The organism is Curtobacterium sp. B18, assembly GCF_000333375.1.
Classification (GTDB): Bacteria; Actinomycetota; Actinomycetes; order Actinomycetales; family Microbacteriaceae; genus Curtobacterium.
This window is the reverse complement of sequence record NZ_BACZ01000180.1, coordinates 1-11157: the sequence shown is the minus strand read 5'-3', so window position 1 is coordinate 11157 and position 11157 is coordinate 1. Positions and strand designations below refer to the sequence as shown.

The 11157-nt window shown below is 71.9% G+C and carries 10 protein-coding genes and 2 pseudogenes; 5 read left to right on the top strand and 7 right to left on the bottom strand.

Annotated features, from left to right (window positions below; all coding sequences use genetic code 11):
- From I5E_RS04925 to xseA, 3 genes and pseudogenes are all read right to left on the bottom strand, one after another.
- Positions 1–248, bottom strand: a pseudogene (locus I5E_RS04925) (hypothetical protein); the annotation flags it as partial.
- The gene (locus tag I5E_RS04920; protein ID WP_022906010.1) at positions 245–490 is read right to left on the bottom strand and encodes an exodeoxyribonuclease VII small subunit; all 246 of its coding nucleotides are present in this window, start codon (positions 488–490) and stop codon (positions 245–247) included. The gene I5E_RS04920 and the pseudogene I5E_RS04925, both read right to left, overlap by 4 nt.
- 70 nt (positions 491–560) lie before the next feature.
- On the bottom strand, positions 561–1796 hold the full coding sequence (xseA, locus tag I5E_RS04915) for an exodeoxyribonuclease VII large subunit (protein WP_022906009.1): 1236 nt from the start codon (positions 1794–1796) through the stop codon (positions 561–563).
- 125 nt (positions 1797–1921) lie between these two features.
- Here xseA and I5E_RS04910 point away from each other — a divergent pair, with 125 nt between their 5' ends.
- Together I5E_RS04910 and I5E_RS22560 are read left to right on the top strand one after the other, a co-directional pair.
- Positions 1922–2986 (top strand): 4-hydroxy-3-methylbut-2-enyl diphosphate reductase, encoded by a 1065-nt coding sequence (locus I5E_RS04910; RefSeq protein WP_022906008.1) that lies wholly within the window; start codon positions 1922–1924, stop codon positions 2984–2986.
- Positions 2983–3714 carry a DUF6264 family protein gene (locus tag I5E_RS22560; protein ID WP_022906007.1) on the top strand — a complete coding sequence of 244 codons (732 nt, stop codon included), beginning with the start codon at positions 2983–2985 and terminating at the stop codon, positions 3712–3714. Before I5E_RS04910 ends, I5E_RS22560 begins: the two co-directional genes overlap by 4 nt.
- 56 nt (positions 3715–3770) lie before the next feature.
- On the opposite strand, the gene I5E_RS04900 is transcribed toward I5E_RS22560, so the two are convergent.
- Complete coding sequence (locus tag I5E_RS04900; protein ID WP_022906006.1) at positions 3771–4334, bottom strand: TetR family transcriptional regulator; 564 nt, start codon at positions 4332–4334, stop codon at positions 3771–3773.
- Between the two features lie 57 nt (positions 4335–4391).
- Between I5E_RS04900 and I5E_RS04895 the strand changes: the two genes are divergently transcribed.
- Positions 4392–5543: a zinc-binding alcohol dehydrogenase family protein gene (locus I5E_RS04895; protein ID WP_022906005.1), complete on the top strand. Its 1152-nt coding sequence runs from the start codon at positions 4392–4394 to the stop codon at positions 5541–5543.
- A gap of 30 nt (positions 5544–5573) precedes the next feature.
- Here I5E_RS04895 and I5E_RS04890 read toward each other — a convergent pair whose 3' ends face one another.
- Together I5E_RS04890 and fbaA are read right to left on the bottom strand one after the other, a co-directional pair.
- On the bottom strand, positions 5574–6833 hold the full coding sequence (locus I5E_RS04890; protein WP_022906004.1) for a M18 family aminopeptidase: 1260 nt from the start codon (positions 6831–6833) through the stop codon (positions 5574–5576).
- Between the two features lie 93 nt (positions 6834–6926).
- Positions 6927–7956 (bottom strand): annotated as a pseudogene (gene fbaA, locus I5E_RS21185) (class II fructose-bisphosphate aldolase).
- Between the two features lie 220 nt (positions 7957–8176).
- Between fbaA and glpX the strand changes: the two are divergent.
- Positions 8177–9166: a class II fructose-bisphosphatase gene (gene glpX / locus I5E_RS04880; protein WP_022906003.1), complete on the top strand. Its 990-nt coding sequence runs from the start codon at positions 8177–8179 to the stop codon at positions 9164–9166.
- A 133-nt stretch (positions 9167–9299) separates the two neighbouring features.
- Here the strand turns inward: glpX and rmuC are convergent, their stop codons facing one another.
- A complete protein-coding gene (gene rmuC / locus I5E_RS04875) occupies positions 9300–10559 on the bottom strand; it encodes a DNA recombination protein RmuC (protein ID WP_022906002.1) in 1260 nt (419 codons plus the stop codon).
- 133 nt (positions 10560–10692) lie between these two features.
- On the opposite strand from rmuC, the gene I5E_RS04870 reads away from it, so the two are divergent.
- Positions 10693–11157, top strand: a 465-nt coding sequence (locus I5E_RS04870; RefSeq protein ID WP_022906001.1) for a PfkB family carbohydrate kinase, incomplete at its 3' end; no start/stop codon positions are given.

The following is an 11157-nucleotide window of genomic DNA, read 5'->3' as shown; positions in this document are numbered from 1 at the left end:
CACCTGCGCCTGGACGCGACCTTCCGGTAGTCGACCGTGCGGTCGCCGATAGTGGTGTCCGGCCGGACGACCACGGCGACGAGGAACAGGACGATCCCGAGCGAGGCGATCAGCGCGATGACGAGGTTGAACGCCGTCTGGTGCTGCCGTCGTGCGGTGCGTGCGGCGTCCTTTCGCGCCCAGGTCTCTTCCGGGGTCTCGGCGCGGCCCAGCTCGGCGACGATCGGGCGGCCGTCGGCGTCGGTCATCGCGCTGCGCCGTCCTCGGACTCGGACGCGGCACGGGCGGCGTCGAGCCGCGCGCGTGCGCCGACGAGCCACTCTTCGCACCGGGCGGCGAGCGACTCGCCCCGTTCCCACAGCGACAGCGAGCGTTCGAGCGTGGCCGACCCCTGTTCGAGCTCGGCGACGACGCGCACGAGTTCGTCGCGCGCCGCTTCGTAGCTCAGCGACCGGACGTCGGGCTGCTCGGGTTCCTGCTGGGATGACACCCCTCGATCCTACCGAGCGCCCACCGACGTGTGCCCCGCACGGGCAGACCGGTGGAGAACCCGCAGCCGCTCAGACGCCGTCCGGCCCAGGCCCGTCCGGCTCGAGCGTCCCGGTGGCCGTCCCGGCGCCGAGCGTCACGTGCACGGGCGTCGCCCCGGACAGGTCCTCGGCGCCACGCACGACCCCGCCGTCCGCCGTCTGGACGATGGCGTAGCCGCGGCGCAGGGTGTCCCGCGGCGACAGCGCCCGGAGCCTGGCGGTGAGGTGACCGACCTCGGCGTGGGAGCGTTCGAGCCGGCGGTCCAGCAGCTCACGGGCGCGGGAGAGGTCGCGCGCCACCTCTTCCGCGCGGGTGTCGACGAGCCACGCGGTGGACGCGAGGGCCGGGCGGGAGCGCAGGGCCGCGATCCGGTCCGCCTCGACCGACAGGGTGTGCGACAGGCGCAGCCCGAGTCGCGCCCGCGCCTGCCGCACGTTGGCGAGTTCCTCGGCGACGTCCGGCACCACGCGCTTGGCCGCGTCGGTCGGGGTGGAGGCGCGGAGGTCCGCGACCTCGTCGAGGATCGGCCGGTCGGCCTCGTGCCCGATGGCCGAGACGATCGGGGTGGTCGCCGCGGCGGCGGCACGCACGAGTCCCTCGTCGCTGAAGCCGAGCAGGTTCTGGAAGTCGCCGCCGCCGCGGGCGACGATGATGACGTCGACGGAGGGGTCGGCGTCGAGTTCCGCGATCGCGGCCGTGACCTCGCCGACGGTGCGGTCGCCCTGCACCGCGGTGTGCACCGTCCGGAACTCCACCTGGGGCCACCGGAGCTGCGCGTTGCGCTTGACGTCCTTCTCGGCGTCGGAGTCCTTGCCCGTGATGAGGCCGATCCGGTGCGGCAGGAACGGCAGCCGCTTCTTCCGGGCGGGGTCGAACAGCCCTTCCTCGGCGAGGGTCCGGCGCAGCCGTTCGAGGCGTTCGAGCAGGTCACCGAGCCCGACGTGCTTCATCTCGACGACCTGCATCGTCAGCGAGCCGCCCTTGACCCAGTAGTTCGGCTTGACGGCGGCGACGACCCGGTCGCCCTGCTTGATGTCCGCCGGGACCCGGGAGCGCACGCTCGACCAGATCGAGAACGACACGGTGGCGTCGACCTCGACGTCCTTGAGCTTGCCGTAGACGTTGCCGCCGGCGACGTTCCACTGGGTGATCTCGCCCTCGACCCAGGCGGTGCCGAGGCGGTCGATCCAGTCGCGGATCTTGGCACCGAGCAGTGCGACGGGCCACGGGTTGTCGGCCGTGGGTGGTCCCTGTTCGATCGCCATGTCGCTCCTTCTCGTGCGGGACGTCCATCGTGCCGGACACCGGTGACAGCGGGGGCGCGACGGGTTCTCCACAGGTCGCACCCGCGCCCAGCCCGCACGCGACCCGCTCACCTATCATCGAGGACGTGACGATCACCAACGGCCACACGGTCCCGCTCGCCGCCCCGCGGGTCCTCGCGGCGCGCGGCCGCCTGCGGGACGAACCGGTCGCCGGCACCAAGAAGGTCCTGCTCGCAGCGCCCCGCGGCTACTGCGCCGGCGTCGACCGAGCCGTCGTCGCGGTCGAGAAGGCCCTCGAGCAGTACGGCGAGCCGGTGTACGTCCGCAAGCAGATCGTGCACAACGTCCACGTCGTGTCGACCCTCGAGCAGCGCGGAGCGGTGTTCGTCGACGACGTCACCGAGGTCCCGCGCGGCTCGCACGTCGTGTTCAGCGCGCACGGCGTCTCGCCGGCGGTCGTCGCCGGCGCGGCCGACCGCGACCTGCACGCCATCGACGCCACGTGCCCCCTGGTCACGAAGGTCCACCGCGAAGCCACGCGCTTCGCCCGGGCCGACCGCACGATCATCCTCATCGGACACGCCGGCCACGAAGAGGTCGAGGGCACCATGGGGCACGCGCCGGACCGCACGATCCTGGTCAACGGTCCCGAGGACGTCGCCGCGCTCGAGGTCCCCGACCCCGACAACCTCGTCTGGCTCTCGCAGACCACGCTGAGCGTCGACGAGACCATGGAGACCGTCCGTCGGCTGCGTGAGAAGTTCCCCGCGATCGAGGACCCGCCCTCCGACGACATCTGCTACGCCACCCAGAACCGCCAGGTCGCGATCAAGAAGGTCGCGCCCGCGGCAGACCTCGTGATCGTCGTCGGCTCGGCGAACTCGTCGAACAGCGTCCGCCTGGTCGAGGTCGCGCTGGAGCACGGCGCGAAGGCCGCGCACCGCGTCGACTACGCCGCCGAGATCCAACAGGACTGGCTGACCGGCGTCGTGACCGTCGGCGTCACGAGCGGCGCGAGCGTCCCGGAAGAGCTCGTCACCGAGGTCCTCGACCAGCTCGCGGACGCCGGCTACGGCACCGTCGAAGAGGTCGTCACCGCACACGAGGACCTCATGTTCTCGCTCCCCAAGGAGCTCCGCACCGACGCGTCGGGCAATCCGACGCGCGCACTCGGCGGGCGTCGCCGGTGAGCGGCGGCACGGACGGCTGGTCCGCGGTCCCGGCCCGCGACCCGGGTCACGTCGCCGATCCCCCTGCCGGCCAGGAGGCGCGGCGCACGCCCGCCACGTCGGCCGACGCCGACCAGCGCGGTCGCGTCCACGGCCGCCCGGCACCGCAGTACGGTGAGTACGCGCCCGAGGGCTGGGTGAACCCGGTGCTCGTCGAACAGGAGCGACTCGAACACGAAGAACGCTCCCGGGCGGCTGACGAACGCGCGGCGCGCGACCAGCCCGCTCGCGACCGCGGTCCCCGTGCCGGCGCGCAACGGCCCAGCGCTGCGACCGACGATGCCACGGCCCGCCCGACACCGGTCGCCGGACGGTTCGGTGCCACCCCGCTCGATGTCGTCCTGACGGTCGGCCTGCTGGTGATCGGCCTCTGGTCGGTCGTCGAGTCCCTCGCCGTCGGCACCACCGCCTCGACGATCCGGACCCTCGTCGAGCGCCAGTACACCGAGCTGTCCGACCCGGCGGCGCTCTCGACCGCCGTGCTCGTCCGGGCGGTCGTGCTCGTCGTGGTGTTCGTGCTGGTCGCATGGTGGTCGATCCGACGGCTCCGTGCCCGGCGCTGGACGTTCTGGGTCCCGCTCCTGGGCGGTGTGGTCGCGTCGGTGCTCGGCATCGTGCCGGTGATGGTCGTGCTCCTGCAGGACCCGGCGTTCACGGCGTACGTGCAGCGGATGGCCACCGGCGGCTGACCCGCCCAGCGCGTCCGCCGACGGGGAACGCGGCGACGACGGTCTCGACCGCCGGGTCAGCAGCCGAAGGTCGACCGCATCCGGCTGAGCACCCGGTCCAGGTGCTCGGTGAGCGGTGCGGTGTCGTCGTCGGCCAGCCATCCCTCGAGCGCGGTCTGGAAGAGCTCGACGGTGAGTCCGCCGAGGACACGTGCCGTGAGTTCGTCCTCGCCCCGGTCGACGAAGCCCTGCTGCACGGCTTCCCGGAGGTCGGCCTGCTTCCGCAGGTCCCGCTCGCGGAGTGACGGTTCGGCCTCGATGATCCGCCGGGCCGAACGCATGTGCTCGCGCTGTGCCTCGAACCGTCGGATCGCGAGCGTCCGGAGTCCCTCGGTCACGAGCTCCAGTGGATCGACGTCTGCGGGTGCGTCCGCGAGGACCCCCGCGGCCAGGCGCGGGATCTCGTCGTCGCCGAAGAACACCTCGCGCTTGTCGCTGAAGTGCCGGAAGAAGGTCCGTTTCGTCAGTCCCGCCCGGAGGACGATGTCCGGCACGGTCGTGGCCGCGAAACCGCGCTCGGCGAAGAGCTCGAGCGCGGCGGCCCGCAGTCGTTCCCGGGAGTCGGGCGCCCATCTGGCCATGCTGCGAGCCTAGATGATGACACCGGGTGTCGTCACGCGCTAGAGTGACGACACCGCGTGTCATCACTCCTGCAGAAAGGCACACCCGTGTCGCAGCACTCCGCCGCCGTCCTCCGCGCATCTCGCGCACCCCTCGTCGTGTCGAGCGTCCCCGACGCCGAACCCGGAGCGGGCGAGGTGTTGGTGCGCGTCCGGGCGATCGCCGTGAACCCGGTCGACTGGGTGATCCAGGGCACGGGTTCGGTGACCTACCGCTGGCTCCGCTACCCGGCGGTCCTCGGGTCGGACGTCGCCGGCGAGGTGCTGGCGGTCGGTGCCGGGGTCACCCGCTTCCGCGTCGGGGACCGGGTGTTCGGGCTCGCGACGGGCACCGACCGAGGGCGTGACCCGATGCGGGAGGGAGCGTTCCAGGAGACGACGGTGCTGCTCGAGCGGCTGACCGCTGCGACGCCGTCCGGCGTGTCGGACGCCGAGGCCGCGGTCCTGCCGCTCGGCGCCTCGACCGCTGCCTGCGCACTGTTCCAGCCGGCGCACCTCGGCCTCAGGATGCCCGGCGACGCCGCCGTGCCCGAGGGTGAGCGGGGCGTCGTGGTGGTGTGGGGCGGCTCGACGAGTGTCGGGATGAACGCCGTCCAGCTCGCCCGGGCAGCGGGCTACGACGTCGTCAGCACGGCATCGCCCCGGAACGCCGCACTCGTGCGGTCGCTCGGCGCGGACGTCGTCGTGGACCACGGCGACGCGCGGGCAGTCGAGCACCTCGTCGAGGGCATCGGCGGGCGCCGGGTCGTGGGGGCCGTCGCACTCGGCACGACCTCGGCAGCCGCGTGCATCGAGGTGCTCCGACGGACCGGCGGGAGCGTCCTCGCGATGGCGAGCACGCCCGTCTCGCTCGACGGCCTCGCGGGCCGCCGGCGCCTGTTCCCGGCGATGCTGCCCGTCTTCACGCGGGTCGGGCTGACCATGGCCCGGCTCACGCTGCGTGCACGACGGGCCGGCATCCGGTCGGCGTTCGTGTGGGGGAGCAGCCTGCGCGACGACGAGGTGGGCCGTCGACTCTGGAGCGAGGTGCTCGAGACCGGGCTGGCCGACGGGACGCTGCGTCCGGTCCCCGAGGCGCTCGTGGTCGGCGAGGGGCTCGGATCGGTGCAGACGGCGATCGACCGCCAGCGCGCGGGAGTGTCCGCCCAGAAGGTCGTCGTGACGCTGTAGCCGGGCACCCGACCGTTCCGGGCGACCCCGTTACCCGGCCAGGAACGCGGCGACGGCCCCGTGCAGGGCGGCCAGGTCGTCGACGTGCACGAGCTCCCGGATCGAGTGCATCGAGAGCAGCCCCACGCCGATGTCGATCGTCGGGATCCCGAGCCGGGTCGCCGCGATCGGGCCGATCGTCGAGCCGCCGGGGATCGTGTTCACGTTGACGAACGGCTGCCACGGCACGCCGGCGGTGGCGCACGCGGCGGCCCAGACGGCTTCGCCCTTCGCCTCGGTCATGTAGCGCTGGTTCGCGCTGATCTTCAGGAGCGGCCCACCGCCGGGGCGCGGGCGGTTGGTGGGGTCGTGCTTCTCGGGCTGGTTTGGGTGGACGAGGTGTCCGGCGTCGCTCGAGAGCAGCCACGATGCACGGAACGCCCGCGCCGCCTCGGAGCGGGTGGCGCCGAGGCCCTCCTGCACGCGGCCGAGGACGTCCTCGAGGAAGGGCCCGCCCGCGCCGGACGGCGTCGACGACCCGATCTCCTCGTGGTCGAACGCGGCGAACACGGGGATGTGGTCGCCGTCGGCCGGCGCGTCGACGATGCCGCGGAGCCCGGCGTGCACGCTGGTCAGGTTGTCCATGCGACCGGATGCGAGGAACTCGCGGTCGATGCCGATGCGTGCGGGGGCCTGGGTGTCGGCGAGGAACAGGTCCCAGGACACGCACGTCTCGCCGAGTCGGGCGCGGAGCCACGAGACCACGTCGGTGCCGCCGGCGTCACCGTCGACGCCGACGATCGGCAGCGTGTGCCGCTGCCGGTCGATCTCCTTGCCGTCGTTCACGCCGCGGTCGAGGTGGATCGCGAGGTTCGGGATGCGGGCGACGGCGTCGGTCGACACCAGCCGGACGGATCCGTCGGCGTCCACGACCCGGCCGGCGATCCGCAGGTCGCGGTCGAACCACGTGGAGAGGAGCGCGCCGCCGTAGACCTCGACGTTCAGCTGCTCCCAGCCGCCGGTCCGGACACCGGGGTTCGGCTTGACGCGGAACCCGGGGGAGTCGGTGTGGGCGCCGAGGATCCGGAACGATGTCGTTGCGGTGGCACCCGCAGGCAGGCGCCAGGCGATGACGGCACCGTCGCGGACCACCACGTACGCGCCCGGCGTCGTCGGCCACGCGGCGAGCTCGTCGAGCTCCTCGAACCCCGCCGCCACGAGGCGGTCCCGGGCGATCGCGGCCGCGTGGAACGCGGTCGGGGACTCGGTGACGAACTGGGCGAAGTCGGAGGCGATGGCGTCGGCGGTCACCCTGCCATCGTGGCACGCGGTGGAGGCGACCGGATGCAGGATGGGGCGCGTCCGACGGACGCGCCCCCTTCCTCCAGGTCGTGACCCGGCGCGTCAGCCCTTGGTGTGACCGGCCGAGCCGAGCACCTTCGCGGCCTCGCCGACGCGGGCCGCCATGGCGGTCTCGGCGACCTTGCCCCAGGCGCGCGGGTCGTACTGCTTCTTGTTGCCGACCTCGCCGTCGATCTTCAGCACACCGTCGTAGTTCCGGAACATCGAGTCGGCGATCGAACGCGTGAAGGCGTACTGCGTGTCGGTGTCGATGTTCATCTTGATGACGCCGTTGCGCACGGCTTCGTGGATCTCGTCGTCGGTCGAGCCGGAGCCGCCGTGGAAGACGAGGTCGAGCGGGTTCTCGCCCGTGCCGTGCTTCGCGGCGACCGACGCCTGGATCTCGCCGAGGAGCTCGGGGCGGAGCTTGACGCCACCGGGCTTGTAGACACCGTGCACGTTGCCGAACGTGAGCGCGGCGATCCAGCGGCCCTGGTCACCGAGTCCGAGGGCGTCGACGACCTTCTCGACGTCGTTCGGGGGTCGTGTAGAGGGCGTCGTTCGTGCCCTCGTGCTCGACGCCGTCCTCCTCGCCGCCGACGACGCCGATCTCGACCTCGAGGATGGCGTTGATGTTCCGCGTCTTCTGGAGCATGGTCGTCGCGATCTCGATGTTCTCGTCGAGGGGCACGGCCGAGCCGTCCCACATGTGCGACTGGAAGATCGGGTTGCGACCCTGCCGGACCTCTTCTTCGCTCGCCGCGATGAGCGGGAGCACGAAGCCGTCGAGGGCGTCCTTCGGGCAGTGGTCGGTGTGCAGGGCGACGGTGATGTCGTAGTTCTTCGCGACCTCGTGGGCGAAGCGCGCCATCGCGAGGGCGCCCGCCGCGCGGTTCTTGACCGTGTGACCGGCGAAGTAGTCGGCGCCGCCCGTGGTCACCTGGAGGATGCCGTCCGAGCCGGACTCCTGCAGGCCCTGGAGGACCGCGTTGATCGTCTGGGACGACGACACGTTGACGGCCGGGTACGCGAACTTGCCGGCCTTCGCTCGTTCGATCATCTCGGCGTACTGTTCCGGCGTTGCGATGGGCACGTGGATCTCCTTCGACTTCGGTGGTGTCCTCGCCGATCGTAGTCAGCAGGACTGGGCCCCGACCGCCGGTTCCGGTGCGACGCGCCAGCGGCGGGCCGGCCGTGCCGGTTGGGAGAGGCGCGGTGCGGGTCACGCCGCCGACGCGCGGCGGGCGTGCACATGCGTTCACGGGCCCGCCGTCCGGACCGGCGGTCGGCCGCCGGTCGGTAGGCTGACGAGCGTGACTCCCACGACGGAAACCGGTTCCCTGTTCCTCCAGCCCGACCGCAACCTGGCGCTCGAGCTCGTGCGTGCGACCGAGGCGGCGGCGATCCGAGCGCAGCCGTGGGTCGGGCGCGGTGAGAAGAACCTCGCGGACGGTGCCGCCGTGGACGCGATGCGGAAGTTCCTCGGCACGGTGAACTTCGACGGCGTGGTCGTCATCGGCGAGGGCGAGAAGGACAACGCCCCGATGCTCTACAACGGCGAGCACGTCGGCAACGGGCACGGCCCGGCCTGCGACATCGCCGTGGACCCGATCGACGGCACCTCGCTGACCGCCGCTGGACGCCAGAACGCCATCTCCGTCATGGCCGTGTCGGACCGCGGCTCGATGTACGACCCGAGCGCGGTGTTCTACATGGACAAGATCGCCGCCGGCCCCGAGGGTCGCGGTGTCCTGGACCTCGACAAGCCCATCGGTGACAACATCCGTGCGCTCGCGAAGGCGAAGGGCAAGGACCTCGAGGACATGCAGATCGCCGTCCTCGACCGTCCCCGTCACGACGAGCTCATCCGTGCCATCCGCGCGACCGGTGCCGGCACGCGACTGCTCCTCGACGGTGACGTCGCCGGTGGCATCGCGGCGGCGCTGCCCGGGTCGACGATCGACATGTGCGTCGGTGTCGGCGGGACCCCCGAGGGCATCATCACGGCGTGCGCGATCAAGGCGCTCGGCGGGGTCATCCTCGGCAAGCTCCAGCCGAAGGACGACGAGGAGCGCGAGAAGGCCCTCGCCGCCGGGCACGACCTCGACAAGGTCCTCGACCAGGACGACCTGGTCACCGGGGACAACACGTTCTTCGTCGCCACCGGTGTCACCGACGGTGTCCTCGTGGACGGTGTCCGGCGCTCGCGTGGCGTCATCCACACGGACTCGCTCGTGCTCCGATCCCGCTCGAACACGATCCGCCGCATCCAGGCCGACCACCGCGCCGAGAAGTGGTTCTGATCCGCTGACCCGCTGACCCGCTGACCCGCGGCCGGGTCGAACCACAAATGCGACATCGAACCAGCCCCGCGGGGGAGTTCGATGTCGCATTCGTGGTTCGACGGAGCGGTGCCAGTGTGCCGCGGGCGCGGGGTCAGTCGTCGACGGCGGCGACGAGCTCGGGCGCGGTGAGCAGTCGCGGCTCGTCGTCGATCGACGCCGGGTCCGCGATGACCTTCGACTCGTCGAGCAGCGACAGGCGACGGGCGCTCGGGAGCACCTGCCGTTCGAGCGACCCCACGAAGCGGTTGTAGTCGACGACGGAGCCACGGATCGAGCGCCCGAGCTTGTCGACGTGCCCGGCCATGGTGGCCAGGCGGCCGTAGAGCTCGCGCGAGACCCGGAAGAGCTCGTGCGCCTCTTGCGAGACGACGTCCTGCTGCCACGAGAACGCGACGGTCTTCAGCACGGACCACAGCGTCACGGGCGAGGCCAGGGCGATGCGCTTGCGGAACGCGTGGTCGAGCAGTCCGGGGTCGGCGGCGAGGGCGCTCGAGACGAGCGACTCGGAGGGGATGAACGCGATCGTCAGCTCGGGTGAGGCGTCGTACCCGGTCCAGTACTCACGCGCGGCGAGGGCGTCGACGTGCGCCCGCAGTGCCTTGACGTGCTGCCCGATGAGCGCGTCGCGTCGAGCACCCTCGGCACCGGTCGCGGACGCGGGGATCTCCGCCGCCTGCAGGTAGGCGCTGAAGGGGACCTTGGCGTCGACGGCGATCGTCTTGCCACCGGGCAGGTGCACCACCATGTCGGGCCGGGCGGTGCCGGCGGCGGTCGTCACCGAGGACTGCACGTCGAAGTCGACGCGTTCGAGGAGGCCGGCGGCCTCGACCACGTTGCGCAGCTGCGTCTCGCCCCACACCCCGCGTGTGCTGTTCGACGACAGCGCGCTCGCGAGGGTGTCGGCGGTGGCCCGGAGGCGTTCCTCGGACTCGGCCGCCGACCGCAGCTGCGCGGAGATCGCCCCGTACTGCTCGCTGCGGGACTGTTCGAGCTCGGCGATCTTGGCGCGCATGACGTCGAGCGTCTCGGCGACCGGGCTGAGCGCGGAGAGCACCTTCGACTCGCCCTGCGACCGGGCGGCGTCGGCACCGTGCATGCGCTGGACGAGGTGCTCGAGCTCGGCGGCCCGGCGCTCGAGCGAGTCGACCTGCCGGCGGTACTGGGCGTCCTGTGCGTCGAGCCGTTCCTCGGCGTCGCGTCGGACCTCGTCCAGCCGGGACCGGAGCGCGTCGGCGCTGGCACGGGAGGTGGCGGCGTCCACGCCGGCGCGCGACCGTGCGAGCGACCAGGCGACGACCGCACCGACGGCGACGCCGATCACGAGACCGATGACCAGGGCGAGGATCTGCATGTCGTGACCCTGTCAGGACCCACCGACACCGCGCCTCCAGGCCTGGTGCATCCATGTCATGACATTATGGCAAACACGGTGTACAGTCGTCATCGTCCGCCGATGAAGCCGCACGGAAGGTCCCTCGCGTCGCATGACGAACCCCGCTCCCCACGCGTACGACGTGATCACGATGGGACGTGTGAGCGTCGACGTCTACCCGCAGCAGACCGGGCCGCTCGAGGACGTCACGACCTTCTCGAAGTCGGTCGGCGGCAGCGCGACGAACGTGGCGATCGCGGCAGCCCGGCACGGCGCCGACGCCGCGGTCATCACCCGCACCGGCAACGACCCGTTCGGTCGGTACATCGCCAGGACCCTGCCGGAGTTCGGCGTCGCGAACGCCTTCGTCGAGACGGTCGCGGGGCTGAACACCCCCGTCGCGTTCTGCGAGATCTTCCCGCCGGACGACTTCCCGCTCTACTTCTACCGGGCACCGAAGGCGCCGGACCTGATGATCACGGCGAAGTCGCTGCCGCTGCACGAGATCGAGCGCGCGAGGGTCTTCTGGACCACCGTGACGGGCCTCAGCGAGGAGCCGAGCCGCAGTGCGCACCAC